The following is a 26,160-nucleotide window of genomic DNA, read 5'->3' as shown; positions in this document are numbered from 1 at the left end:
TCAGTCATCTACTGCCAAGATACTGAAAGAGACTGAGACATGCATTATGTCCCAGCCTCTTCTTAATTATTCAATTATACTTGTTTCCCTAAATATTTATACGCATGACCACTTAATATACGATCGTGCAATGGTTCGAATCCTAGTTTTTTATATAATTTCATTGCACCTTCATTATCAACTTCACAGTTTAATGATACTTGTTTATATCCTGATTCTTTTGCTAAATCAAAAATATACGTCATTAATTGTGAAGCAATTCCTTTACCTCTAAATTCTGAGAATACAGCAATGGATTCAATATATAAATCACCATCATCCGCTTCTCTCTCTGGTAACGGTGTACCTTCTAATTCAAATGATTCTTCAAAATCTATATTCAACCAGTTTTTTTCAAGTTGCTGTTCTTTATCACCTGCATAACAATTAATAAATCCTGCAACTTCTCCTTCTTCTTCATACACATGAATATGTTTATAATGATTTCTATAATCACCATCTACAATACTTTGTTCTATCACTTTCAACACTTTATCTTCATCATTATTTACGATAAATGGTAGCTCCATATCATTCCATATAATAAACATCAGTTTACTTAATTGTTCTGCATCTTTAACTTGTGCTGCTCTAATCATTAGTCATTCCCCTTTATTACTCATTAAATTCATTTTATCATAGTACTTACATATTGATATTAACTTTTATTCCCCATTTAAAACAGCAGTTACTCATTTTTTCAATGAGTAACTGCTGTTGATTAATTAAATATTAAATAAATCATTAAAGGATTCAATCATTGTAGGGTGTGTGTATATATTATCTCTTAAAACGGTATAATCTATATTTTGGTCTATCGCTAATTTTACAATATTGATTATTTCTTCTGATTGCACACCATATAATGTTGCACCTAATATTTTATTTGTATTAGCATCAATAACAACTTTAAATAATCCTCTCGTATCGTTATTTATTTTGTGTCGTGGTATTTGATTAACTGGTAACTTACCTTCTTTAACTGAATAACCTTGTTCTTTTGCTTCTTCAGCTGTTAAACCAACACGTGATAATGGAGGATCGATAAATACTGTATATGGTACGGTACCTCTATTTTCTGTTGAGCGTTTTCCTTCTCCAAAGAATTGATCTTTTAAAATTCTAAAATCATCTAAAGAAATGTAAGTGAATTGAGCGCCACCTTTAACATCGCCAATCGCATATATATGTTCAACAGTAGTTTGTAATTGTTCATTTACTTTAATTTCACCGTGTTCTCCAATTTCAATATCTGTTTGTTCAAGTTTTAAATCAGTATTTGGTTTTCTACCTATTGCAAGTAACACTGCATCTGATTCAAATTCACCTTTATTTGTTTTTACAACCGTATAACCATCTTGGTCTTTAAAAGCTTGAGTTTCCGCTTCAAGTACAAGGTTTATATTTTTATCTTTCAAATCAGTGATTACTTGTTCTGCAACTTCTTTATCTTCTTTAGGCATAATCGTATCTTTCGTTTCTAATACTGTTACTTTAGTACCGAAATTAGCAAACATCGAAGCAAATTCTAATGCGATATAGCCACCACCGATAATTGTTAATCTTTCAGGCTTATCTTTCAAATTCATAATGCCAGTTGAATCATATAAATATTTTGATTCATTAACACCTGTAATTTCTGGTACAACTGGTGTTGCCCCTGTATTAATTACGATGTGTGGTGCTGTTAAGCTATCTACTACATTACCTTCTTTATCTAATAAATCGATTACTTCATTATTTTTGAATACACCTTTATTATCAAATACTGTGATATTTTCATCATCGGCTAATAAATGATAATTCTTGCTATTTAATGCAGAAACGACGTCATGTTTTCGATTAATCGCTTCATCAAAACTGCCATGCGCTAGTCCTTCATGTACTAATGTTTTTGATGGAATACATCCTATATTAATACACGTTCCACCATACATCTCTTGTGACTGTTCAATTACTGCTACTTTTTTCCCTTGTGCAGAAGCAACTTTCGCTAAAGTTTTACCACCTTTACCAAATCCAATAATTATAAAATCAAACTTTTCCATTGTATCCCTCCATAATTATTTTATTAAGTACATCTCCAATTGAAATGTTTTGATAAAATTTCTCAAGAACTTCTCGTTCCTGTTGATGATAATCTGTCATTACGTTTGTCATTTCTCTAGAAATCTCACATTCACTTTCCTGTTCACCGGTGTAGATTCTGCCATAAGTACGTTGATCATTAAATAATTTAAACAAAGCAGATAATTGTATCGTTAAACCATTCCCATTAATACTATACCCACCATATTTACCCATAGTTGTGATGACATAACCTTCTTCTAATAACTTAGACATAACTCTTCTCAACTGAACAGGATTGACGCAAATCTTTGCTGCTAGTTCTGAACTACTATATCTCTCTGTCGAATGTTTACTTAAAAACGTTAATGCATGTACAGCAATATTAAATTCTAGATTCAAATCATCACTCCTTTTAAATGTAATTATTATAGTTACATTTAATCAAAAAATACATTTCTTTTCAAGAGAAGTGCTAATATTTGGATAAAAAAACGCTTATCATAAGAAACTAATCTCATGACAAGCGTTTTGAAATTTAATTAAGTTGTGATGATACAGTGATTGCTCACTATATTACATCATACCAGGCATTCCGCCCATGCCACCCATATCTGGTGCGGCTGGTGTTTCTTCTGGTATATCTGCAACTACTGCTTCTGTTGTTAAGAACATAGCTGCTACTGATGCTGCATTTTGTAATGCTGAACGTGTTACTTTTGTTGGATCGACAATACCTGAATCTAACATGTTTACCCATTCATCAGTTGCGGCATTATATCCAATACCTTCATCTGCATTTTTAAGTTTTTCAACGATAATTGAACCTTCTAAACCTGCATTTTCTACGATTTGACGTAATGGTGCTTCTAATGCTTTCAATACAATGTTAACACCTGTTTTTACGTCGCCTTTAGCTTCTACTTCTGCAACTTTATTATAGATAGATACAAGTGCTGTTCCACCACCTGCAACAATACCTTCTTCAACTGCTGCACGTGTAGAGTTTAATGCATCTTCTATTCTTAATTTACGTTCTTTTAATTCTGTTTCAGTTGCTGCACCTACTTTAATTACTGCAACGCCACCTGCTAATTTAGCTAAGCGTTCTTGTAATTTCGTACGATCGAAGTCAGATGTTGTGTCTTCAATTTGTGCTTTAATTTGACCAACACGTGCATCAATATTAACTGAATCTCCTTGACCTTCTACAATTGTAGTGTCATCTTTCGTTACTTGTACTTTACCAGCTTGACCAAGCATTTCTAATGAAGCTTCTTTTAAATCTAAACCTAAGTCATCTGTGATTACTTGACCACCAGTTAGGATAGCTAAATCGTCTAACATTGCTTTACGACGGTCACCAAAACCAGGTGCTTTAACAGCTACTGCAGTAAATGTACCGCGTAATCTGTTTAATACTAAGTTTGTTAATGCATCGCCATCAACATCATCTGCAACGATTAAAATTGGTCTATTTGTTTGTAATATTTTTTCTAAAACAGGTAATATATCTTGGAATGAAGAAATCTTTTTATCTGTAATTAAGATATAAGGATTCTCTAATTCAGCAATCATTTTATCTGAATCGGTAACCATATAAGGTGAAGTATATCCTCTATCAAATTGCATACCTTCAACAACTTCTAATTCAGTACTGAACCCTTTAGATTCTTCAATAGTAATAACACCGTCGTTACCTACTTTTTCCATTGCTTCAGAAATGAATTTACCGATTTCTTCATCTGCTGCTGAAATCGCACCAACTTGCGCAATTTCTTCTTTCTTCTCAACAGGTTGTGAAATGCGATGTAATTCTTCTAAAGCAACTTTAACTGCTTTATCGATACCTTCTCTGATTCCGACTGGATTAGCACCACTTGTAACGTTCTTTAATCCTTCTTGAATCATAGCTTGTGCTAATACTGTAGCTGTTGTTGTACCGTCACCAGCAACATCATTTGTTTGGTTAGCTACTTCTGCTACTAATTTAGCACCCATATTTTCATATGCATCTTCTAATTCGATTTCTTTCGCAATTGTTACTCCATCGTTAGTAATTAATGGAGAAGTGAATTTCTTATCTAATACGACGTTACGTCCTTTAGGTCCTAACGTTACTTTAACTGCATTAGCTAATTTATCTACGCCAGCTAGCATTGAACGACGTGCATCTTCTGAAAACTTTAATTCTTTAGCCATTTAAAAATACCTCCATAATTTATATATCATTAACGAATTTAATTTAAATTTATTTATTCTATAACTGCTAAAATATCATCTTCTGAAAGGATAATATATGTTTCTTTATCACGTTTAACTTCTGTACCTGCATATTGTTGATATACAACTTGATCACCTACAGCAACCTCTACAGTAAGTCTTGTTCCATCTTCTAAACGCTTACCTGGTCCAACAGCTACAACTTTACCTTCGTTTGACTGCTCTTTAGCTGAATCTGTTAATACAATTCCGCTTGCTGTAGTTTGTTCTTTTTCTGTTTTCTCGATAATAATTCTATCTCCCAATGGTTTTAACATTTATAAAATCCTCCTTGAAACGTTTAATATTAGCACTCTAATTCTTTAAGTGCTAACCACATTTTTATAATAATCAAATTTGGTCAAAATTACAAGAGAAATACCTTAATTTTTCTCTTTTACCTATATATAAGGTACAATATGGACATGATTATTTTTGGAGGAATGACAAAATGCAATTTAAACGCCTAACAGTCAACCTTGCTACGTTAATACTTTTTGCTGTTGTTCAAACAATAGCAATAGTACCAACTAAGCTTTATGAGGGCGCTGGTTTATCACAATTAAAAATGTTAGAAATCACAATTTCTTGGATGGCAGTAACATCAATTATAACGATTTTAATTCTTTGGTATATGCATAAGCATATTAAAAATCCAACAAGTCTAGAACAAGGAAAGAAAGAACCATGGCTAAACGTTATCATTTGGAGTATTGCTGGTATCTTCCTTGCTATATTTGGTCAAGCTATTGCATCACTAATCAATATTCACATCTTAAATCAACCAGTTGAGAGTGGTAATACACAAAGATTGATGGGGCTAGCAAGACAATCTCATTTACTAATTATATATATTGTACTCGCTGGACCAATATTAGAAGAATTGATTTTCAGAAAGCTTATATTTGGTGAAATCTTCAACTTAATAAAAGCACCGAAATGGATAAGTTTCATCGTTGCTGTGTTAGTAAGTTCTTTCACATTTTCATTAGCACATTCTGATCCTCAACACACACTTATATATGTAGTAATGGGTTCAATATTCAGCGGACTATACGTATTAACCAAACGAATTATCGTTCCAATGATTGCTCATATGGGTATGAATGGTATCGTCGTATTATCGCAAATTGTATTTAAAGGTTCAATTGAAAAAGAACTTGAAAAGCAATCGCAAGTCACTCACTTAATATATAATTCAATCGTACATATATTGAATTAATCTTGATATATAGATAAAAATAACCCGTTCAAGCTGAATTAATATTCAACTTGAACGGGTTTTCTATTGATTGAAGTGTTGTTTTATTCGCATGTTCGCTCAGTCTTGCTAATAACGGCATCCTTATTTGCACGTTCACTTATTCTTGCTAATAACGGCATCATTATTTGCCGTTTCCTGTCAAAATGCTAATATAACATCTCTTATTTGCAGTTTCCTGTCAAACTTGCTAATAACGGCATCATTATTTCTTCAACCATTGTTTATCAATACTGCTTAACGCCCCATAATACTTCTTCACATTTCTTAATGATGTATTTCAACACTTCGATTCTTGCTGTTTTCTTATCATCTGCAGGTACAACGAGCCATGGTGCATTATCCGTATTTGTATACTTAATCATGTCATGACTTGCTTCAATATATAAATCCCACTTTTCTCGATTTCGCCAATCTTCGTCTGTGATTTTCCATTGTTTTTCAGGTCTCTGTTCTCGTTCTTTAAATCGTTTCAATTGTTCATCTTTATCTAATGTTAAAAAGAATTTTAATACGATTGCACCTTCGTCTGTCCACATCTTCTCGAATTGATTGATTTCATTATATGCGCGTTTCCATTCTTCTTTCGTTGCAAACCCTTCAATTCTCTCTACTAACACGCGTCCATACCAACTTCGATCAAATATTTCGATATGACCGCTTCTAGGCATATCTTTAGCAAATCGCCATAAATAATGATGATTCAATTCAACGTCTGTTGGTGCACTTATGGCATTAACTTCATAACCCGTAGGATCTAATTTTTCTCTCACGCGTTTAATGTTTCCGCCTTTTCCAGCAGCATCCATACCTTCATAAACTAATATCAATGGTATCTTTCTTTCATACAATGCAAACTGTAATTCTTTCAAACGATTTTGTAATTCAGTTATCATTGATTTATATGTCTTTTTAACGATTTTATCAATAGACTTTTGAAGCAGTTCTGATTTGAATTTTTGATTAAACGCACCATCTACAACTTTATCTTTCTTTTTATGTAATTTAATCGCATGTTTTAATCTTTCGATAATATGCGTATACATCGTCGTTAATGCTTCACTCTTCTCAGTGTAGTCAATCACTTTCCATTCATCTTCAGGCGCCTCTTTCAAAATTTGAAGCATCTCTTTTTGATAAACTTCATCATCAATGGCACTTTCATATTCTTGCGCTTTCCAACTTGTTAATGGATTTTCTTTCATTTCTTTTAAATGGTCTTTTCGTTTTTTCTCGCTGATTTCAATATAAAATTTAATTATTTCATATCCATCGTCTTTAATCATAGATTCAAAATCATGAATCTGTCTCTTTAAATGATTATATTTACTAAAGAAATCCGCTTTGATTTTATTTTCTTGATACTCAATAAAATACGCATACCAACTTCTAAAATAAATATTAATATCTCCTTTTGATGGTAGACTGTTCCAATATTTTTGTAGAAATTGATATCTTAAATCTTCGCTCGTTGGTGATTTAGTAGGAATAAAATTTGTATATTTAGCATCCAGTGTAAGTAATAATTCGTTGGATAATCGTGTCTTACCAGATGCTGATACCCCTTCAAATACAATCATCAATGGAATAACCAATTCCTTAGTCTTTCTTGTTAATGCTGCCACTTCTAAAGATAATTTTTCATTATTTTTAGTCATTTTTTACACCCCGTTTCACTTATTATTATATGTCTACTGGCACATTATCGCAATTTCAAATCTATTCTTATCAATTAAAAAAGAACATAGGACTGAGTGTCCTACGTTCTTTTTAAAACTCTTATGAATTTATAAATTTTCTCTTAATAAACAAAATTAAAAGTCCTAATATGATTAATATACCTGCTGATACACCAAAAATAAGTGGCTTAGATATTTCTTCTTTGCTTTTTGTATTTTCTATACTTTTCGTTGTTGTATCTGTATTAGATGAATCATTATCACTCATTGATGTTGCTTCAGCTGATTTGGCAGTTTTCGAAAATTTAGTCTTTGCTAAATCTGGTCTTGTTCCGACTTTACTTGTTACAAGTGCTAACATATCTCTGTCCATTTTCTCATAATAAGCTTCGGCTTTACCTGGTATAAACTTTGGAGCATCCACTTCAACATTTGTTTCAGCGTCTGCATAACTTCCATAGTCTGTATTTGCTTCTGGATACGTTGGTAATGTTGGTACATATTGATCTATATTTTGACTATTATAGTTATTTGTATCATTTGATTTCCCGGATGTTGATGGTTCTTCAGTTGGCTGTTCTTTACTTGGCTCTTCCGTTGATGGTTCTTCGGTTGGCTGTTCTTTACTTGGCTCTTCCGTTGATGGTTCTTCAGTCGGCTGTTCTTTACTTGGCTCTTCCGTTGATGGTTCTTCAGTTGGCTGTTCATTACTTGGCTCTTCCGTTGATGGTTCTTCGGTTGGCTGTTCTTTACTTGGCTCTTCCGTTGATGGTTCTTCGGTTGGCTGTTCTTTACTTGGCTCTTCCGTTGATGGTTCTTCGGTTGGCTGTTCTTTACTTGGCTCTTCCGTTGATGGTTCTTCGGTTGGCTGTTCTTTACTTGGCTCTTCTGTTGTTGCTTCCTCTGTCGACTGCTCTTCACTTGGCTCTTCTGTTGTTGCTTCCTCTGTCGACTGCTCTTCACTTGGCTCTTCTGTTGTTGCTTCCTCTGTCGACTGCTCTTCACTTGGCTCTTCTGTTGTTGCTTCTTCTGTCGACTTCTCATTACTAGGTTCTTCTGTTGACGCTTCTTCCGTTGAATTTTCTTTATCAGTTTCCTCAGTACTTGGAGAAGTTACTTTTAAGTTAGTTTTCGCTATATCTACCGCGTGTGCATCATGCCCATAAGACGCACCTAAAACCACTGAAGATAATAATATTGATGATAGTATAGAATTTTTTAATATCTTCATAAATGTCCTTCCCCTCTTCCACATTTATTAATATTACAAGTATAAATCATACAAACGTTGATTTCTATGCATTCTATGGATATGTTACATAGAATTAATATTTTGTAATAAGCTATTCATATTTATCACAACTATTATATTCATAAAAAAAGACACCTGTTGTAACAAACCAACAAGTGTCAAAGATCATATTAGTCATTTGATTGAATATCATATTTAGTAAATTTCAAATATACTTGTCCAGATTCAGTCGATGTTCTGAAATTCACTGCATCCTCATCCGGGAATATTCTTGTTGTTAATACACGTTCACCATCGTTAACAAAAATTTCTAAGCTTGATGTATCGCTGTATATTCTTAACTGTTTTAAATCATTGTCTAGTTTTGCTACTCTTGTAGATTTCTCTACAGCTTCACTGACAACACCACTTTCAAATCGATCTAAAGTGATTGTTTTTTCTTTTGTATTATAAATAATTTGAGTTGAACATTTTTTAAAGACTCTCACATCAAAATAAATTTCTGTTGCTTCATTCTCTATAATATCAATGAGTAATTCAAATTGTTTACCTTCATAAGGATATAATTTAACTGAATGTTTATTGGCATATCCTTCAGCTGTTTCTTTATTTGTTCTGAGTTGCTTCAGCGCTTCTATTGGTCGTTGCATTAGCTGACCATTTTCAATACTTAATTCACGTGGAAGTGTTAAACAATGCGCCCAATCTTCTTGATCCGTTGCGTAATCTATTTCTGGCAGCCCCATCCAACCGATTAAGATTCTTTTACCATGTTCATCAATAAATGTTTGAGGTGCATAAAAATCAAATCCATGATCTAATTCTTTAAAAGTTTGATGATCAAATTTAAGTGTATCTAACTGAAAATTACCAATGATATATCCTGATTGATATATATTTTCAAATTGATCGTCAGTTGCTTCTATGCCTTGCGGTGAAAAAATAAATATGTCTTGATTGTCTAACTTAAATAAATCTGGACATTCCCACATAAATCCAAAGTCATTCAGTTGTGTGTCCATTTCACCTTTCAACTTCCAAGTATGTATGTCATCTGATTCATATATAACCGCAGCGCCAGTTTCATTTTCTCGTTGAATACCAAATATTGCGTAGTATTTGCCTTTTTCTTCCCAAACTTTCGGATCTCTAAAGTGTTCAGTATATCCTTCTGGTTTATCAGCAATTGCCGGTTGATCAAACTTTTTAAAAGTACCATCTTCTTGTTCAACAGCAATCATTTGTGTTGATTTACGATTCCAGTCTTTATCTCTCGCATTTCCTGTATACATTAAATGTAATTGTCCATCTACTTCAAATGCACTACCTGAATACACGCCATGACTATCAAAAGTAGTATCTGGTGTTAATGCAACACCTTCATCTTTAAATTGAATAAGATCTGTACTTGTATAATGATACCAATACTTCAATCCATGAACAGCGCCAAGCGGAAACCATTGATGAAATATATGATATTTGCCATTATGATAAATTAATCCATTAGGATCATTGAGTAATCCTGATTTAGGTTGAATATGAAATGTTTGTTTCCATTTTGATTGATTCACTTTTTCTTGTAATTCAGTATACTCCTCAGCTGTTATATCTGAGAGCTTTTTATATCGTTCTTCACGTGTCCAATTCGTCATTTTTATTCTCCTTACTTCTATATTAAACCGGTTCCATTATATATGTTATTTTAACATACTTAATGATTTATAAATTCAAAGTGTGTACTAATTGTACTTTGTTTTTTTACTGCAAGATTATTAATGCATTTATTAAGTATTTCAACAGCAGTTTCACCTGCTAATTGATATTGAAAATTGACAGTTTGTATCGTTGGCGCAACAATATTGGTAATTTTATTGCCACCAAACCCTATAATTGTAGGTATTTCAATATGCTTTGTTAATAATGAATGGTAAATACCTAAAGCAATATTATCAGTAGCAGCTACAATAACTTCATCTGCTCTCACTTCAATTGTCTTACCTAACTGTTGTGCATCTTTAATACTAAATGTACTTTCAATAAACTTTGGTTCGATATTATTTTTTAATAATAAGTCGAATAAGCCTTCTTTTCTCGTTTTACCAACAGCAATGTCGTGTTCACCTACACCAATATAAGTAATATGATGTTTATTATTTTTGATAAGCCATTCAGCAACTTGTTCTCCTGCATTGTAATCATCATGAATGATGGAATATAACGCATCATGTGTTTGACCAACGATAACAACAGGACAGTCTATTGCTTCAATCGCTTGTAAATGTTCATCTGATATATACGTCGCCATTAAAATAATGCCATCTACTTTCCGCTTCGCGAGCATATAAATAGAGTCGATTTCTCTTTCAATCGACAAATCTGTATTCACAATCATCGTTTGTATATTTTGCTTCAAGAGACTTGTTTCAATTCCCTTTAGCGTTTCAGTCGTCGCATAAGAATCTAATCTAGGTACAATCGCACCAATTAAACCCGTTCTCTTCGCTTTTAAACTTTGCGCAAATTGATTCGGCTTATATCCTGTTGTTTCAACAACTTGATGTATTTTATCTCTTGTATCTTTACTAATTGATCCACCATTTAAATATCTGGAGACCGTACTTTTAGAAACACCTGCCATTTCGGCAATATCTTTAATCGTCTTCATGCATACACCTCTTAATCACATATTTTATCATAAAACCGTTTCCAATTCTCATAAAAAAAGGAGCAGGACAGAAATCTAATTGATAAAAAAAGATTTCGTAGTCCCACTCCGGCAAAGATACTAAAAGTATTAAATTTATTGTAATCGTTCATTATGATATTGATGATGGTCATTTAAATACGCATAGAATAAACCAATAATTAAGCCACCACCTATATAATTACCGATACCTGCACCTATTAAATTAATCAATGCTGGAACGAAACTTAATTCCTCACTTTGGTATATTAATCCACCTGTAAATAATACAGTATTATAAACGACGTGTTCATATGCCATAAATGCAAATATAGTAACACCAAACATCATGACAAACATCTTCGCTAATATATCCTCAATTTGCATCGCAATAACTAATGAAATATTAATAAAGAAATTAGCAAATATGCCTTTTACAAGAATAGCAATAAATCCAGCTGTTAAAGTCTTATGATGAATACCATTCTCTAATTGAACTAACATTTCAGGCGTCATCACATCTGAAAAACGTAATAATAAAAAGAGGATCAGTCCGCCCAATGCATTGCCTATAAAGCAAAGCGTGAATATCTTTAAAACACGCATCGGACTTATAACTCGATAATACAATCCAACAGTAAAGTACATAAAATTACTGGTCAATAGTTCTGAATTGGTAAACAGAATTAACACTAATGCAAAACTAAATGCAACTGCCGCAATCAAATTGGTCATGCCACCTGGTAAATAGGAATCTAAAGACGCTCTAATCATTAATACAAAAACAGTAATTAACCCTAATATAAAACCAGCCATAATTGCACGTAGTAAATAACGCTTAAAATAGAAACTTTGAAGTATGTCCTTCGTCTTAATCGTATCTACAACATGTTGAACCCAAATCCTACCATAAAAGACTTTATCCCATTTCACATTTTTATTGTTCAAGTTTGTAACCACACTTTCAATTGATATGGATTAGTATACTATGAATCATTTCATTTGTGAATATTTTCACAATAAAAATTTGATTAATTTTTTCGAAAAATAATTACCTATTTAAGTAAATAAAAAACCAGCCATTAAAACGGCTGGTTAATATATTTATATATTCTATTTAATTATTGTTTCTCTACAGTAATCGTCCATGAAGCGTCACCAAGTTGTTCATAATTTGTTACAGGATAACCATTATCCGCTGCCCAATTTGGTAAAGCTTCTGTCGCTTGTGTACAGTCGAAATCAATTTTCAATTGATCACCTATAGCTAATTCGTCCATTTTATTTTGTGCTTCTATTAATGGAAATGGACAAACCATTCCAACAGTTCCTAATTCATGTACCATATTCATACACTCCTTTAATTAAATACTTTGTGTAGTGACTTGTGTTTTTGCTTGTCTTACTTTTCTTGGTCTAATAAAGATAAAGTAACTCATAAACCAAGCACCAAATATCATTGATGGCAACGCAATCCAACCTTGCCAACTCATCATTGCAGTTGATACAAGTCCATTACCAATTGAACATCCTCCTGCTAATGATGCACCTATACCCATACAAGCACCACCGATAACACTGTTTCGGATCGTTTTCGTATCTGGCATACGCCATTTGAATTCACGTGATCCTTTAGCTGCAATATAAGAACCTACAAAAATACCTAATACTAAGAATACACCCCAGTTGAGTAAAGACACATCTCCAGTTACTAAATATTGAACGATATTTGCTGAAGGTGTTGTTATTCCTAGTCCTGCAATTCTTCCAGTTGAAGCACTCATTGGCCAAGCAATTAATGCAATGACACCTACCGCGATTGCTGCAACAAATGGATGATATCTCTTTTCAAATAACATATGACGAATACCTGTATATTTTTGTTTTAATTGAGGTATTGCCACTTTAGGTTTTTTCAAAGTTTTCGTTACAAAATATACAGTCACGATAACTAAAATCCCGATTAATATCCACACAGGAACATTTAATGTTTCTGACATACTTGCATTCATTACAGTATATGAATTTATACTTTCTTGTAACGGGTTTAACGGTCCTGACTTCATAATTGCTGCAGTCACACCATATAATACAAGTGCAATCCAGCTACCAATCAATCCTTCACCAGCTCTGTACCAAGTTCCCGTAGCACAACCACCGGCTAAAATAATCCCGATTCCAAATACAAATGAACCAATTATTGTCCCGATAAGTGGAAATGTAGATGCTTCTAATTTAATCACACCTAAACCAACTAACGTAAATAGACCTATACTTTGTACAGTAATAGCAATTAAAAGTGCATAAAACATTTTATTATTTTTTTGTACGTACATATCTCTAAATCCGCCAGTTAAACAAAAACGTGTTCTTTGCATAACGAAGCCAAGTAGAATTCCGACAATCAGTCCACTTATAATCATCCAAATCACGTAAACAACCCCTATCCTTATTATCTTGATAGGAATAATGGTATATGATGACAATAGTAATTTCAAGTTACTTTTATATTACAGATATTAGAAAATTGAAATTTATTGTATTGGCAGTTGCTTATTTGCACGTTAGCCCAGTCTTGCTAATATGGCACCTCTTATTTGCACGTTCACCTAGTCTTGCTAATATAGACACTCTTATTTGCACGTTCACCTAGTCTTGCTAATATAGACACCCTTATTTGCACGTTTACCCAGTCTTACTAATAACGACGCTCTTATTTGCACGTTTGCCCAGTCTTGCTAATAACGACGCTCTTATTTGCACGTTTGCCCAGTCTTGCTAATAACGACGCTCTTATTTGCACGTTTGCCCAGTCTTGCTAATAACGACGCTCTTATTTGCACGTTCCCCCAGTCTTGCAAACATAAAAAATAAAACCCAACGTTATATGGTATCCATACATGGCTGGGTCTTATTTTTGATCTGTTGTTTCTTCTACATCCATTCCAAGTTCTTCTTCCATTAATTTCTGTTCAGCTTTTAAATATTTCTTATAGCCTATTTTCGAAATTAAAATACTAACTTCGTACAATAATATCATCGGAATCGTAAACAACATATGCGTCATAAAATCTGGTGGTGCGATTAATGCTGCGACTACTAATAATATGAAGTATGCGTATTTTCTATTTTTCTTTAGAAACATCGGTGTCACGATGCCTAACCTTGTTAAAAATAATAACAAGATTGGTAATTGGAATACAAATCCGAATGGTATTGTAAATTTAAATAATTCACTAAAATACTCTTTAATCCCTATTGTCTGTTTAATTCCCATATCATCCGCTAAGTTCATTGTAAAAGATATTAAATACGGAAATATAATAAAGTATGAAAACAACAAGCCGCAAATAAATAATATCAAACTAAACGGGATATAACTTAACGTCACTTTCTGCTCTTTAGGATGTAATCCAGGAGAAATGAAAGCCCAAAGTTGATATAAAATTACTGGAGATACAATTATAAATGCGATGATAATAATCATTGCTATGTATATTGTAAGTGGATCGGTTATTCTAAATGCATTTAATTCTAATGTTTGGGTAAAGTCATCGTTTGTTATATAGTATATGGTTGGCTTCGCAAGGAAGAAACCAATTAACAACCCACCTATTAGAAAGTAAGCAACGATCATCATTCGTCCACGTAATTCTTCCAAATGTTCAACAATAGTTAAATTGTCCTTATTCAAATTCTTACCTCCAATCTAAAAAAATGTGGCAGGAAACCCGCCACATTAATGGGAACATCTGTTAAATAAATTTCTATTTAACTTCTTTATCTTTGCTTTCTTCTGGTTTACTATTCTTCTCATCAAAGTTTGTCATCCCATCTGTAGCATCTTTAAATTCTTTCAAAGTTGAACCCATCGCTCTACCAAATTGAGGTAATTTCTTTGGTCCAAATATAATTAATGCAACAACCCCTATAAATAACAAACTAACTGGTCCAGAAATACCAAGCGTATTCACAAAAACTAAAGCTTCCATTTGATACCCTCCTATTGATTCTTCATAAAGAAGATTAAAGATTGTAATTCAATTCCTAAATCTATATGATGAACCTGTACTTTATCAGGTACATTTATTCTTTGAGGTGTAAAATTCAATATTCCAGTTATTCCTGCAGAAGTTATACGATTTGCAACGGTTTGTGCAACACGTTGTGGTACTGTTAAGATTACCACTTCTATACCTAAATCTTCAAGTATCTTCTCGAAGTCATCCATACTATCTACATTTAATTTCCCGACCATTTTCCCAACGATATCTTCAGATTGATCAAACGCTGCAACAATCTGCATTCTATCATTAACTGTAAAGTTATAATTCACGAGTGCCGTACCTAAATTACCTACACCAACGATTGCGACTTTTGTCATATCATCTTGCTCAAGTGTCGTTCTGAAGAACTTCAATAAATAGCTAATGTTATAACCGTAGCCCTTTTTCCCTAATTCACCGAAATAGGAAAAATCACGTCGTATTGTAGCTGAATCAATTTTAAGACCTTCACTTAATTCTTTTGAAGATACACGATCTACTCCAGAATTATGCAACGTACTCACAAATCTATAATACAATGGCAAACGTTTCAAAGTTGCTTTAGGGATCTTCACATCATTCTTTGCCAAAATCCTCACCTTTTCTACTCTAAAATAATGTGATTGTGTTCACATCTATTGGATTAATTATATCAAACTTCGCTTAAAATAACTATATAAATATTGTAGATGATTTACATACAACTATTCGGTATTTTCATGTAAAATAATAACTAATAGAGAGGTGTAACTATGATACTTTTACAAATAAATAAATTAGAAAAATCATTCGATGGTGACATTGTATTTTCTGATGTAGACTTCGAAGTCAAAACTGGCGAACGAATTGCTATCGTCGGAAGAAATGGCGCTGGCAAAACGACATTGATGAAAATTATTGCCGGTGTCGAAAATTACGATACTGGGAATATATCTAAAGGTAAACAGGTATCGATGGGATATTTAACGCAACAAATGACTTTAGATTCCAACGATACGGTTATGAATGAAATGAGAAAGCCTTTTGAAGCAGTAATCAATATAGAGAGAAAGCTGCAAGGTTTAACGACTTGGATGAGTGATCATGCAGAAGATTATAATAGTCATGATTATCAAGAAAAATTAGCGCAATACGAATCATTATCCAATCAATACGAATCAATGGATGGATATAATTATGAAAGTAAAATAAAAACTGTACTTACTGGTTTAAGTTTTACTGAAGCGGATTTTGATAGAAAGATCCAATCATTTAGCGGTGGTCAGAAAACAAGATTATCTATGGCACGCATGTTGTTAAGTGATCCTGATTTGCTACTACTGGATGAACCGACCAACCATTTAGATATGGAGACGACTGAATGGCTTGAAAACTATTTAACACATTTTAAAGGCGCGATCGTTATTATCAGTCATGATAGATACTTCTTAGATAAAATTGTAAATCAAGTCTACGATGTCGCATTAGGTTCAGTTAAAAAATATGTCGGCAATTATAGTAAATTCTTAAAAGAACGTGACGCACATTACGAAAAAGTAATGGCAGAATATGAAAGACAACAAAGTGAAATTAAAAAATTAGAAACTTTCGTTGAAAAAAATATTACACGTGCCTCAACAAGTGGCATGGCCAAAAGTAGACGTAAAGTGCTTGAAAGAATGGAAAGAATCGATAAACCTCGTTTAGATGCTAAAAGTGCACAAATTGCATTTGAAATCAATCGTGCAACTGGTGAAGATGTTATGAAAGTAAACAATTTATCAATCGGATACACAAATAGCATTACCCCACCAATCCATTTAGATGTTAAGCGACACGATAGAATTGCCATTATCGGTCCAAATGGTATTGGTAAATCGACATTGATTCAAACGATTGCACAAAAGCTACCAGCATTATCGGGTGAAGTCGTATATGGTACAAATCTACAAATTGGATACTACGACCAAAAACAAGCCGAGTTCAAATCAAACTTGACCGTCCTCGATTATGTTTGGAATCAGTATTCACATATGCCTGAAAAAGATATTAGAACTATTTTAGGTAGATTCTTGTTCACTCAAGATGAAGTTAAAAAGATAATCAACGATTTATCAGGTGGCGAAAAAGCAAGACTACAACTCGCATTATTAATGTTAGAAAAAAATAACGTCCTCATACTAGATGAACCGACCAACCATTTAGATATCGATTCTAAAGAAATGCTTGAACAAGCATTAAAAAATTATGAAGGTACCCTTCTGTTTGTGTCTCATGATCGTTATTTTATCAATGAACTTGCTAATAAAATATTCCATATCACAGCTGAAGGTAATGAATCGTTCAATGGTGATTATCAATATTATTTAGAAAAGTTAGAACAACGACTTGCCCTTAGCGAATATGAACAACAATCTACAGAAAATGCGACATCAAATAATGTAGATAATTTATATACAAATCAAAAGCAATTCAAAAAAGAAAAAAGAAAAATAGAACGTCAACTTGAAGAAGTTGAACAACATATATCAACGTATGAAAAACAAATTGCTGATTATGAACATCAACTTACCTTGCCAGAAATATTTAACGATATAGATAAGAGTAATGAAATCAATCAATCTAGAATTGATTCAGAAACTGCACTTGAAGAAAGCATGGAAAAATGGGAAGAACTAGAACGTCAATTAAACGAATTATAGAAAATGACTAAGGTGACTTTTACACCTTAGTCATTTTTATTTATTATTTTAATCACAAATTTATTCACATTAAAAACACTGATTTTCCAGCAATCCACAAAGTTATCCTAGTTATCCACAGGTAAAATAACTATTTTCTGTATTTATCCTATAAGTTATGCACAAATTAAAGCAATGATATACAAAAGTTATCCACACTTTGTGGTTAACTTGTGCACAAGTACAAATGTTCTGTATTGACTTTACAAAACGCTCATGCTTTATTTACTTTATGTAAATATTATTAAGGAATTATGTTCTTACTTTTAAAATATTTGAATCTTTTCAATTATTGGTAGATTTAATATAAAATAAGACATATACTTTAAATAACCAATTTTCATAAATTTTACAATCAGATTCGTAATACTGTTACTAATATTTTTAGTTCCTATAGTACTTAGCGTTAAATTTCATAGAGTAATTGGTCTCGTAAAGAAATAGAAGGGATGATCATTTATGAATAATTCAAACATCGAAAGTTATACAACTAAAGCTAAAGAACTACTGAAACTCAAGATTATTACGAAAGAGGAATATGACCAACGTATTAAAGATTACACAGACTATACAAATAGCGTTGGCAAGTATTCTAGAAAATAGTTGCTTACTTAATTGAATTAAGCAACCTTAACAAAATTTTATCTACATTCTACATAAAAAAGCACGGCACTTTAACTATTTCTATAGTTAAAGTGCCGTGCTTTTTTTATTTTATTCAGATACTGCGTTTGCCATCCAAGTCACACCAAATGGATCATTAAATGAGCCAAACATTGGTGACCATTCTACTTCTGATAATGGCATTTGCATTTCACAACCAGCTGATTTTGCTTTTTCAAACAAATCAACAATAGCTGCTTTATCCTCTTCATTATTATAATCAAATTGGAAACAGACTTGCGCGCCTTCGTTATCAATATCTTTATTTTCCCATGTATCACTACATAAGAATAATTTACCTAATATTTTAAAGCTCGCATTCATCGTAAACGACTCAGGCATTTGAAATTCAGGTGGTGCATCCTTAAATAGTTCGTCATTACCTGCTACTCTCATTATATCTGTAGCACCTAACTTTTCTTCATAGAACTTTAATGCTTCAATACTATTTTTAAAATTAAAATACGTAATTACTTCCACCATTTCCGCCTCCTCTTTTTCTCTTAAATCATGTTTATTATAATGACTTTTGTTAATTTTTTCAAATTATTAGAGGTTTTCAATATCGATTGAACTTTTACCGTTTAGTTTCATATCAGCAAAGCGTCCTTCTTCATATAAGAAATGTGCTACAGAACCAATCATTGCTGCATTATCTGTGCAAAGATTTAACGGCGGTATACTTAAATTAATATTAAGACGTTCAGTTTCTGATTCTAAAGCTGCTCGCAATCCTTTATTTGCAGCAACGCCACCTGCTACTATAAGTTGATCTACATCATATTCTTGAACTGCTGCGATTGTCTTACCTACCAATACTTCAACGACACTATTTTGAAAACTTGTAGCAACATCTTCTTTAATGATTGCTTCGTTTTTCTGTTTTTTGTTATGCAATGTATTGATAACAGCACTTTTTAGTCCACTAAAACTAAAGTCATAACTTCCTTTTTCTAACCATACTCTTGGGAATTTTAAAGTGTCTTGGCCAATATGTGCAAGTCGATCAACTTCTGGTCCACCAGGATATGATAATCCAATTGTTCTTGCAACTTTATCATACGCTTCCCCTACTGCGTCATCTCGTGTTTCACCAATAATTTCGAAGTCTAAATGATTTTTCATATAAATCAATTCTGTATGTCCACCGGAAACGATAAGTGCCATTAATGGAAATGATAGTGGTTTAACAAGATGATTTGCATAAATATGACCAGCAATATGATGAACAGGAATCAGTGGTTTATTATAACTAAAAGCCAACGCCTTCGCACTTGCTACACCGACCAATAAAGCACCAATTAATCCTGGTCCTTCAGTCACAGCAACGGCATCTATATCATCCATTGTCATGTTTGCATTTTTTAAAGCTTCATCTATCACATATGTCATCACTTCAACATGTTGTCTACTTGCTACTTCTGGAACAACGCCACCAAATTTTTTATGAGTCATCATTTGTGTAACGACTTCATTACTTAAAATCTCTGTTCCATCTTTAATAACACTTGCTGCTGTCTCATCACAACTTGTTTCAATACTTAAAATTATAGATTTAGACATGATTTAAACTCACCCACATTACTTTTGCATCCTCTCCGTCACCGTAATAATTCTTTCTTATACCACCATATGTGAACCCTGCTTTTTCATATACATGTCTTGCCGCTTCGTTTTCAATTCTTACTTCTAAACTCATCGTTGTACATGTCGTACTCGCAAAATTCATTACATATTCTAATAGCAATTGGCCGACACCATTATTTCTATATGCATCATCAACTGAAATAGTTGTGATTTGTGCTTGATCGATAACAATCCATAAACCACAATATGCAATGATTCGATCATTCATTGAAACTACAAAGTAATGTGCAAATTCATTCTTCTCTAACTCATGATAAAATGCGTCCAGTGACCATGAACTGTGATCAAAACTTTGTTTTTCAATTTCATAGACTTGGTTTACATCGTCAATTGTCATTTCTCGAATTTCTAATGCTTCTTTTGATTGTTTTTCCAATTTTGTTCCGCCTCTGATAATTTTAAATATCGTGGTTTTAATTCATGTACATTAGACACCGGACTTTCTTTCAAATCAAACATGAGTGAAGCATCTGGTAAGTTTGATACGATAGGTCCTTCTAACTTTTCTGCTAATTTTAATGCATCTACACCTACAAATACGTAATCTTGCTGATGCTCATTTAAAATTTCTTTAAGTTCTTGTATTGAGATATAGCAATCTTCCTTCATTTCTATTAACTTTGATGCTTGATATTGATAAATGCCTGTAAACACAAATTCTCGTCTCGCATCAAATATAGGAACAATCCATTTATCATCATTAGAAACAGTATGTGCAAGTGCTTTAAGTGATGACACTTCATAAATAGGAATATTAAGCGCATAAGCTAATGTCTTTACTGTAGTAATGCCAATACGTAATCCTGTATAAGACCCTGGTCCATTTGCAACAACAATTTCTTGTAAATCACTAGGTTGGATACCAGCTTCATTCATCATTGATTCAATAACTGGCATCAATTGTAATGAATGATTCTTTTTAATATTTGATTGATAGTTTAATAGTACTTCTTTATCTTTAACAAGTGATACAGCTAATGGTTGGTTTGAAGTATCAATCAGTAGCGTCGTCATCTTTTAACACTTCCTTTAATTGATTATAATGTTGTCCAACTGACTTAATTTCAAACACTCTTTTATTTTCTTCTATATATTTAATGTTAATTTCTAAACGTTCCTCTGGTAAATAGTCTTGAATAAATGTACTCCATTCAATTAACGTTACCGCATCTGAATTAAAGTATTCATCAAAACCTAAATCCTCATCACTATGTTCTAATCGATAACAATCCATATGGTGGAATGGCAATCTGCCTTTATATGATTTAATGATATTAAAGGTTGGTGAGTTAATCGTTCGTTTAACTCCTAATGCCTTTCCAAAATATTGGCTAAATGTTGTCTTTCCAGCACCTAAATCACCATTTAATAATATAACATCATTCTCACTTACGACTTGGGCAAGTTTTTCGGCAATTCTTTTCGTCGTTTCTAGTGATTCAACTTGTATAATCATACTTCGGTACCTTCCTCCACTTTTCTTTTAACTAACTGAATTATTATAACAAATAATTAAAAAATTGGGTAACGAATGATTTTTCACGAAGGAAAACGCTTTCATTATCTAAATTTTTAGAAAACTCTAAATCTTCTGTTGACATGCTCTATTTTATGCGTTAAATTAAGTACATAAATTTTTTAACTATTCAAAAATCTTAACAAAAAATATAGTTCACATTTAAGCAGAAAGGAAGAGTTGTAATGAAATACAATATGACGGCAAAACAACCTACAATCGAATACGGCATATTAGCAATTTTATTACGCTCAGAAGGACTCGAACAACAGTAATTGATTCATTTACTGTCAGGTTTAAGTCCTATTTCTACTTGAATGGGACTTGAAAGCAGCGTCCCATTAATATTGGGAGGCTGCTTTTTTATTTTATAGAGGAGTGTAATTATGAGAAGTGACATGATTAAAAAAGGTGATCAACAAGCGCCAGCAAGAAGTTTATTACATGCGACGGGACAAATCCAAAGCCCTACAGATATGAACAAGCCATTTATCGCAATTTGTAACTCTTATATTGATATCGTCCCTGGACATGTACATCTAAGAGAATTAGCAGATATTGCTAAAGAAGCTATTAGAGAAGCCGGCGGTATTCCATTTGAGTTTAATACAATCGGTGTCGATGATGGTATTGCAATGGGACACATTGGTATGCGCTACTCATTACCTAGTAGAGAAGTCATTGCAGATGCAGCTGAAACAGTAATCAATGCCCATTGGTTTGACGGTGTATTCTACATGCCAAACTGTGACAAGATTACTCCGGGAATGCTTTTAGCATCAGTTAGAACTAACGTACCTGCTATCTTCTGTTCAGGTGGTCCAATGAAAGCTGGATTATCTGCAACTGGTAAAGCATTAACACTTTCTTCTATGTTTGAAGCTGTTGGTACATTCAAAAGTGGTTCAATGTCAAAAGAAGAATTCTTAGATATGGAACAAAATGCTTGCCCTACTTGTGGTTCATGCGCTGGTATGTTTACAGCAAATTCAATGAATTGTCTTATGGAAGTATTAGGCTTAGCTCTTCCATATAACGGTACAGCAATCGCAGTCGGAGATGAAAGAAAAGAATTAATTCGCGAATCAGCATTTAAACTCATGGACTTAGTTAAAAAAGATATCAAGCCTAAAGATATTATTACTAAAGATGCTATCGATGATGCTTTCGCACTTGATATGGCAATGGGTGGTTCTACAAATACAGTTCTACACACATTAGCTTTAGCCAATGAAGCAGGTATCGAATACGATTTAAATAGAGTTAATGATATTGCGAAACGTACACCTTACCTATCAAAAATCGCGCCAAGTTCATCATATTCAATGCACGATGTTCATGAAGCTGGTGGTGTACCTTCTATTATCGGTGAATTACTTACTATGGATAATGTATTACACCCAGATCGTATTACTGTATCAGGTAAAACATTACGAGAAAATAATCAAGATAGAGAGATTTTAAATACTGATGTTATTCATAAGAAAGAAAATGCATTCTCAGAAACGGGCGGTTTATCCATGTTATTCGGAAATATTGCCCCAGACGGTGCAGCGATTAAAGTCGGTGGTGTAGATCCTTCAATTAAGAAATTTGTCGGTAAGGCCATTTGTTTCAGTTCTCATGATGAAGCTGTTGAAGCAATTGACAACCATACTGTACGTGAAGGACATGTCGTCGTTATACGTTATGAAGGTCCAAAAGGTGGTCCAGGAATGCCAGAAATGTTAGCACCTACTTCTTCAATCGTCGGTCGTGGATTAGGTAAAGATGTTGCCTTAATCACTGATGGCCGCTTCTCAGGTGCCACTCGTGGTGTAGCCGTTGGTCATATTTCACCAGAAGCTGCTGCTGGAGGTCCTATTGGTCTTATAGAAGATGGAGATGAAATCATCATTGATTTAACTGAACGTACATTAGACGTCAATGTTTCTGAAGCAGAATTACATGCTAGAAAACAAAACATTGAACCATTTAAAGCTAAAGTTAAAACGGGTTACCTTGCTAGATATACTGCCCTTGTTACAAGTGCAAATACAGGTGGCATTCTGAAAGTACCAGACGAACTAATTTAAGGAGTGATTTACATGGCACTAACTACTAAATCATACAAAGAACCAGATGAAGCTACTAAAGAAAAAACGATAACTTATACGGGTGCTGAACTACTCGTACAATCGTTTATTGATCAAAAAGTCGATTATATCTTCGGATATCCTGGTGGTGCAGTTCTTCCATTATATGATGCATTCTATGAAGGAAAAGTGCCTCATATCTTAACAAGACATGAACAAGGTGCCGTACATGCAGCTGAAGGATATGCAAGAGTAACTGGTAAACCTGGCGTTGTTGTTGTTACAAGTGGTCCAGGAGCAACGAATACAATCACTGGAATTGCAGATGCGATGAGTGACTCAATTCCTTTAATCGTAATAACTGGTCAAGTTCATCGTCCAGGTATTGGTAAAGATGCATTCCAAGAAGCAGATTTACTTTCAATGACAACACCAATTACTAAGCATAACTATCAAGTAACTGATGTTAAAGATATTCCAAAAATCATTGACGAAGCGTTCCATATTGCTTCAACTGGACGTAAAGGACCTGTTGTAATAGATTTCCCTAAAGATATCGGCGTACTTGAAACTGTTGAAGTTTCACCTAGAGCGTTAGATCTCCCAGGTTATCAATTAGATTTGAACCCTGAAGATAAAGAAATTGAACAATTGATTCAAATGATTAAATTAGCTGAAAAGCCTATTATCCTTGCTGGTGCTGGTGTCAACCATGCAAAGGCATCTAAAGAACTTACAGAATTTGCGAATAAGTACAAAATTCCAGTAGTAAACACGTTATTAGGTTTAGGTTCTATCCCCTACTCTGATCCATTATTCCTAGGTATGGGTGGCATGCATGGTTCGTATGCAAGCAATATGGCTTTAACCGAATGTGATTTGTTAATTAATTTTGGTAGTAGATTTGATGATCGCTTAGCAAGTAATCCCGATGATTTTGCTAAAGACGCTAAAGTGATTCATGTCGATATCGACCCATGTGAAATCAATAAGATAATCCCTACAGATTTAGGTATTATCGCCGACGCGAAAGTGACTCTGGAAGCATTACTTGAATATGAAACACATGATATTGCACATCATGATTGGTATGAACATTGTCTTTCTAATAAAGCAACGTACCCATTTAAATACGAACAACCAACTGATGATTATATTAAACCCCAACAGGCCATTGAATATATTGGAAAAATTACAAATGGCGATGCACTTGTTGCGACAGATGTTGGACAACATCAGATGTGGGTAGCGCAATATTATCCATTTAAGACACACGGTCAAATTGTTACAAGTGGTGGTTTAGGAACAATGGGCTTTGGTATTCCAGCTGCTATGGGTGCAAAGTTCGCATACCCTGACAAGACAGTAGTTGCCTTTGTTGGTGATGGTGGTTTCCAAATGACCAATCAAGAAATGGCAATCCTAAATGAATTTGGCAATGATATCAAGATTGTGCTTATCAATAACGGTGCATTAGGCATGGTAAAACAGTGGCAAGATAAGTTTTACAGCCAACGCTTTTCACACTCTGTATTTTCAGGACAACCTGATTTCATGAAACTTTCTGAAAGTTACGGCGTTAAAGGATTTATGATTGATTCTAATGAGCAATTAGAATCAAAACTTGATGAAGCATTTGCCCATAAAGGACCAGCGCTAATCGAGATTAGAATTTCACCTTCAGAACCAGTACTACCTATGGTTCCAAGTGGACAACCAAACTATAAGATGGAGGGCGTGGAATAATGAAAAGAACGATTCAGACACAAGTACTCGATCGCGCGGGTACACTCAACAGACTTACAAGTATCTTTGTAAGAAGACAATACAACATTGTTTCTCTTTCAGCGACGCCTACTGAAACTGAAGGTATTTCTAACGTAACATTTATTGTCGACGTTCAAGAAGAAAGTAGTTCAGAAACAATCATTAAGCAATTAGAGAAACAAGTGAATGTTATTTCTGCATTAGATATAACTGAAACAAATATTTTCAATAGAGAGCTCATACTCATTAAGTTAGGTCACCCTACTGACTTTAAATCTTTTGAAAAATTAATTAAACCATATGAAAATCAACTCACAATTTTAAAAGATGTTGAAGATCATATATATTTACAAGCGTTTGGAACCCATCAAACAATAGAAAATCTATTGGATGATTTAAAAATATATCCCGTGACACAAGTGTCACGAACAGGTTCTGCAGGATTATTATAAATAAACTAAATCAAAAACAAATTAATGGAGG

26 protein-coding genes are annotated in these 26,160 nt (G+C 33.4%); 6 read left to right on the top strand and 20 right to left on the bottom strand.

Annotated features, from left to right (window positions below):
• Positions 1 to 74 precede the first annotated feature (74 nt).
• The 5 genes from P3U32_RS03820 to groES all read right to left on the bottom strand — a co-directional run bounded on the left by P3U32_RS03820 (position 75) and on the right by groES (position 4,646).
• Positions 75 to 638 carry a GNAT family N-acetyltransferase gene (locus tag P3U32_RS03820; RefSeq protein WP_323704308.1) on the bottom strand — a complete coding sequence of 188 codons (564 nt, stop codon included), beginning with the start codon at positions 636 to 638 and terminating at the stop codon, positions 75 to 77.
• Positions 639 to 764: 126 nt separating this feature from the next.
• Entirely contained in the window at positions 765 to 2,087 is a 1,323-nt protein-coding gene (gene merA / locus P3U32_RS03815; RefSeq protein WP_323704307.1) for a hypothiocyanous acid reductase MerA, read from the bottom strand.
• Positions 2,074 to 2,508: a redox-sensitive transcriptional regulator HypR gene (gene hypR / locus P3U32_RS03810; protein ID WP_323704305.1), complete on the bottom strand. Its 435-nt coding sequence runs from the start codon at positions 2,506 to 2,508 to the stop codon at positions 2,074 to 2,076. The genes merA and hypR overlap by 14 nt, the downstream gene beginning before the upstream one ends.
• 174 nt (positions 2,509 to 2,682) lie before the next feature.
• On the bottom strand, positions 2,683 to 4,308 hold the full coding sequence (gene groL / locus P3U32_RS03805; protein WP_323704304.1) for a chaperonin GroEL: 1,626 nt from the start codon (positions 4,306 to 4,308) through the stop codon (positions 2,683 to 2,685).
• A gap of 53 nt (positions 4,309 to 4,361) precedes the next feature.
• Positions 4,362 to 4,646 carry a co-chaperone GroES gene (gene groES, locus P3U32_RS03800; RefSeq protein WP_323704303.1) on the bottom strand — a complete coding sequence of 95 codons (285 nt, stop codon included), beginning with the start codon at positions 4,644 to 4,646 and terminating at the stop codon, positions 4,362 to 4,364.
• A 173-nt stretch (positions 4,647 to 4,819) separates the two neighbouring features.
• On the opposite strand from groES, the gene mroQ reads away from it, so the two are divergent.
• Positions 4,820 to 5,590 carry an intramembrane glutamic endopeptidase MroQ gene (gene mroQ / locus P3U32_RS03795; RefSeq protein ID WP_323704302.1) on the top strand — a complete coding sequence of 257 codons (771 nt, stop codon included), beginning with the start codon at positions 4,820 to 4,822 and terminating at the stop codon, positions 5,588 to 5,590.
• A 266-nt stretch (positions 5,591 to 5,856) separates the two neighbouring features.
• Here the strand turns inward: mroQ and P3U32_RS03790 are convergent, their stop codons facing one another.
• From P3U32_RS03790 to P3U32_RS03745, 10 genes are all read right to left on the bottom strand, one after another.
• Positions 5,857 to 7,287 carry a phosphate--AMP phosphotransferase gene (locus tag P3U32_RS03790; protein WP_323704301.1) on the bottom strand — a complete coding sequence of 477 codons (1,431 nt, stop codon included), beginning with the start codon at positions 7,285 to 7,287 and terminating at the stop codon, positions 5,857 to 5,859.
• 121 nt (positions 7,288 to 7,408) lie between these two features.
• Positions 7,409 to 8,539 (bottom strand): SdrH family protein, encoded by a 1,131-nt coding sequence (locus P3U32_RS03785; protein WP_323704300.1) that lies wholly within the window; start codon positions 8,537 to 8,539, stop codon positions 7,409 to 7,411.
• Between the two features lie 191 nt (positions 8,540 to 8,730).
• Positions 8,731 to 10,212 carry a sucrose-6-phosphate hydrolase gene (locus tag P3U32_RS03780; protein WP_323704299.1) on the bottom strand — a complete coding sequence of 494 codons (1,482 nt, stop codon included), beginning with the start codon at positions 10,210 to 10,212 and terminating at the stop codon, positions 8,731 to 8,733.
• A 59-nt stretch (positions 10,213 to 10,271) separates the two neighbouring features.
• Positions 10,272 to 11,225 (bottom strand): LacI family DNA-binding transcriptional regulator, encoded by a 954-nt coding sequence (locus P3U32_RS03775; RefSeq protein ID WP_323704298.1) that lies wholly within the window; start codon positions 11,223 to 11,225, stop codon positions 10,272 to 10,274.
• A gap of 135 nt (positions 11,226 to 11,360) precedes the next feature.
• The gene (locus P3U32_RS03770) at positions 11,361 to 12,191 is read right to left on the bottom strand and encodes a formate/nitrite transporter family protein (protein WP_323704297.1); all 831 of its coding nucleotides are present in this window, start codon (positions 12,189 to 12,191) and stop codon (positions 11,361 to 11,363) included.
• 173 nt (positions 12,192 to 12,364) lie between these two features.
• Entirely contained in the window at positions 12,365 to 12,589 is a 225-nt protein-coding gene (locus P3U32_RS03765; RefSeq protein ID WP_323704296.1) for a sulfurtransferase TusA family protein, read from the bottom strand.
• A gap of 18 nt (positions 12,590 to 12,607) precedes the next feature.
• Positions 12,608 to 13,675 carry a YeeE/YedE family protein gene (locus P3U32_RS03760; RefSeq protein WP_323704295.1) on the bottom strand — a complete coding sequence of 356 codons (1,068 nt, stop codon included), beginning with the start codon at positions 13,673 to 13,675 and terminating at the stop codon, positions 12,608 to 12,610.
• Between the two features lie 479 nt (positions 13,676 to 14,154).
• Entirely contained in the window at positions 14,155 to 14,937 is a 783-nt protein-coding gene (tatC, locus tag P3U32_RS03755; RefSeq protein ID WP_323704294.1) for a twin-arginine translocase subunit TatC, read from the bottom strand.
• Positions 14,938 to 15,010: 73 nt separating this feature from the next.
• The gene (locus tag P3U32_RS03750) at positions 15,011 to 15,235 is read right to left on the bottom strand and encodes a twin-arginine translocase TatA/TatE family subunit (RefSeq protein WP_323704293.1); all 225 of its coding nucleotides are present in this window, start codon (positions 15,233 to 15,235) and stop codon (positions 15,011 to 15,013) included.
• Positions 15,236 to 15,246: 11 nt separating this feature from the next.
• On the bottom strand, positions 15,247 to 15,879 hold the full coding sequence (locus P3U32_RS03745; protein ID WP_323704292.1) for a redox-sensing transcriptional repressor Rex: 633 nt from the start codon (positions 15,877 to 15,879) through the stop codon (positions 15,247 to 15,249).
• Positions 15,880 to 16,041: 162 nt separating this feature from the next.
• Between P3U32_RS03745 and P3U32_RS03740 the strand changes: the two genes are divergently transcribed.
• Both P3U32_RS03740 and P3U32_RS03735 read left to right on the top strand, forming a co-directional pair.
• Entirely contained in the window at positions 16,042 to 17,970 is a 1,929-nt protein-coding gene (locus P3U32_RS03740; RefSeq protein ID WP_323704291.1) for an ABC-F family ATP-binding cassette domain-containing protein, read from the top strand.
• A 498-nt stretch (positions 17,971 to 18,468) separates the two neighbouring features.
• Complete coding sequence (locus P3U32_RS03735; RefSeq protein ID WP_323704290.1) at positions 18,469 to 18,612, top strand: hypothetical protein; 144 nt, start codon at positions 18,469 to 18,471, stop codon at positions 18,610 to 18,612.
• Positions 18,613 to 18,723: 111 nt separating this feature from the next.
• Here P3U32_RS03735 and P3U32_RS03730 read toward each other — a convergent pair whose 3' ends face one another.
• The 5 genes from P3U32_RS03730 to tsaE all read right to left on the bottom strand — a co-directional run bounded on the left by P3U32_RS03730 (position 18,724) and on the right by tsaE (position 21,772).
• A complete protein-coding gene (locus P3U32_RS03730) occupies positions 18,724 to 19,155 on the bottom strand; it encodes a VOC family protein (protein WP_323704289.1) in 432 nt (143 codons plus the stop codon).
• A 66-nt stretch (positions 19,156 to 19,221) separates the two neighbouring features.
• Positions 19,222 to 20,235: a tRNA (adenosine(37)-N6)-threonylcarbamoyltransferase complex transferase subunit TsaD gene (tsaD, locus tag P3U32_RS03725; protein WP_323704288.1), complete on the bottom strand. Its 1,014-nt coding sequence runs from the start codon at positions 20,233 to 20,235 to the stop codon at positions 19,222 to 19,224.
• Positions 20,228 to 20,695, bottom strand: a complete 468-nt coding sequence (gene rimI, locus P3U32_RS03720; protein WP_323704287.1) for a ribosomal protein S18-alanine N-acetyltransferase — start codon at positions 20,693 to 20,695, stop codon at positions 20,228 to 20,230. Before rimI ends, tsaD begins: the two co-directional genes overlap by 8 nt.
• Positions 20,668 to 21,333 (bottom strand): tRNA (adenosine(37)-N6)-threonylcarbamoyltransferase complex dimerization subunit type 1 TsaB, encoded by a 666-nt coding sequence (gene tsaB / locus P3U32_RS03715; protein ID WP_323704286.1) that lies wholly within the window; start codon positions 21,331 to 21,333, stop codon positions 20,668 to 20,670. The genes rimI and tsaB overlap by 28 nt, the downstream gene beginning before the upstream one ends.
• Positions 21,314 to 21,772, bottom strand: coding sequence for a tRNA (adenosine(37)-N6)-threonylcarbamoyltransferase complex ATPase subunit type 1 TsaE (gene tsaE, locus P3U32_RS03710; protein WP_416361242.1), 459 nt, complete (start codon positions 21,770 to 21,772; stop codon positions 21,314 to 21,316). The genes tsaB and tsaE overlap by 20 nt, the downstream gene beginning before the upstream one ends.
• A gap of 449 nt (positions 21,773 to 22,221) precedes the next feature.
• Between tsaE and ilvD the strand changes: the two genes are divergently transcribed.
• From ilvD to ilvN, 3 genes are read left to right on the top strand one after another with little or no spacing between them, the layout of a single operon-like run.
• Positions 22,222 to 23,910 (top strand): dihydroxy-acid dehydratase, encoded by a 1,689-nt coding sequence (gene ilvD, locus P3U32_RS03705; RefSeq protein WP_323704284.1) that lies wholly within the window; start codon positions 22,222 to 22,224, stop codon positions 23,908 to 23,910.
• A 12-nt stretch (positions 23,911 to 23,922) separates the two neighbouring features.
• A complete protein-coding gene (gene ilvB, locus P3U32_RS03700; RefSeq protein WP_323704283.1) occupies positions 23,923 to 25,656 on the top strand; it encodes a biosynthetic-type acetolactate synthase large subunit in 1,734 nt (577 codons plus the stop codon).
• Positions 25,656 to 26,129 (top strand): acetolactate synthase small subunit, encoded by a 474-nt coding sequence (ilvN, locus tag P3U32_RS03695; protein ID WP_323704282.1) that lies wholly within the window; start codon positions 25,656 to 25,658, stop codon positions 26,127 to 26,129. The genes ilvB and ilvN overlap by 1 nt, the downstream gene beginning before the upstream one ends.
• Positions 26,130 to 26,160: the final 31 nt, after the last annotated feature.

This window comes from Mammaliicoccus sp. Dog046 (genome assembly GCF_034039665.1).
In the GTDB taxonomy this organism is placed as follows: Bacteria; Bacillota; Bacilli; order Staphylococcales; family Staphylococcaceae; genus Mammaliicoccus.
The sequence above is the reverse complement of the archived record's forward strand: the minus strand, read 5'-3'. Positions and strand labels throughout refer to the sequence as shown.

What these genes read in the sequence shown, in the direction of transcription:
- P3U32_RS03820 (WP_323704308.1), bottom strand. Translation starts at nt 638, where the DNA reads ATGATTAGAGCAGCACAAGTTAAAGATGCAGAACAATTAAGTAAACTG.
- merA (WP_323704307.1), bottom strand. Translation starts at nt 2,087, where the DNA reads ATGGAAAAGTTTGATTTTATAATTATTGGATTTGGTAAAGGTGGTAAA.
- groL (WP_323704304.1), bottom strand. Translation starts at nt 4,308, where the DNA reads ATGGCTAAAGAATTAAAGTTTTCAGAAGATGCACGTCGTTCAATGCTA.
- groES (WP_323704303.1), bottom strand. Translation starts at nt 4,646, where the DNA reads ATGTTAAAACCATTGGGAGATAGAATTATTATCGAGAAAACAGAAAAA.
- mroQ (WP_323704302.1), top strand. Translation starts at nt 4,820, where the DNA reads ATGCAATTTAAACGCCTAACAGTCAACCTTGCTACGTTAATACTTTTT.
- P3U32_RS03790 (WP_323704301.1), bottom strand. Translation starts at nt 7,287, where the DNA reads ATGACTAAAAATAATGAAAAATTATCTTTAGAAGTGGCAGCATTAACA.
- P3U32_RS03785 (WP_323704300.1), bottom strand. Translation starts at nt 8,539, where the DNA reads ATGAAGATATTAAAAAATTCTATACTATCATCAATATTATTATCTTCA.
- P3U32_RS03780 (WP_323704299.1), bottom strand. Translation starts at nt 10,212, where the DNA reads ATGACGAATTGGACACGTGAAGAACGATATAAAAAGCTCTCAGATATA.
- P3U32_RS03775 (WP_323704298.1), bottom strand. Translation starts at nt 11,225, where the DNA reads ATGAAGACGATTAAAGATATTGCCGAAATGGCAGGTGTTTCTAAAAGT.
- P3U32_RS03765 (WP_323704296.1), bottom strand. Translation starts at nt 12,589, where the DNA reads ATGGTACATGAATTAGGAACTGTTGGAATGGTTTGTCCATTTCCATTA.
- P3U32_RS03750 (WP_323704293.1), bottom strand. Translation starts at nt 15,235, where the DNA reads ATGGAAGCTTTAGTTTTTGTGAATACGCTTGGTATTTCTGGACCAGTT.
- P3U32_RS03740 (WP_323704291.1), top strand. Translation starts at nt 16,042, where the DNA reads ATGATACTTTTACAAATAAATAAATTAGAAAAATCATTCGATGGTGAC.
- P3U32_RS03735 (WP_323704290.1), top strand. Translation starts at nt 18,469, where the DNA reads ATGAATAATTCAAACATCGAAAGTTATACAACTAAAGCTAAAGAACTA.
- P3U32_RS03730 (WP_323704289.1), bottom strand. Translation starts at nt 19,155, where the DNA reads ATGGTGGAAGTAATTACGTATTTTAATTTTAAAAATAGTATTGAAGCA.
- tsaD (WP_323704288.1), bottom strand. Translation starts at nt 20,235, where the DNA reads ATGTCTAAATCTATAATTTTAAGTATTGAAACAAGTTGTGATGAGACA.
- tsaB (WP_323704286.1), bottom strand. Translation starts at nt 21,333, where the DNA reads ATGACGACGCTACTGATTGATACTTCAAACCAACCATTAGCTGTATCA.
- ilvD (WP_323704284.1), top strand. Translation starts at nt 22,222, where the DNA reads ATGAGAAGTGACATGATTAAAAAAGGTGATCAACAAGCGCCAGCAAGA.
- ilvB (WP_323704283.1), top strand. Translation starts at nt 23,923, where the DNA reads ATGGCACTAACTACTAAATCATACAAAGAACCAGATGAAGCTACTAAA.
- ilvN (WP_323704282.1), top strand. Translation starts at nt 25,656, where the DNA reads ATGAAAAGAACGATTCAGACACAAGTACTCGATCGCGCGGGTACACTC.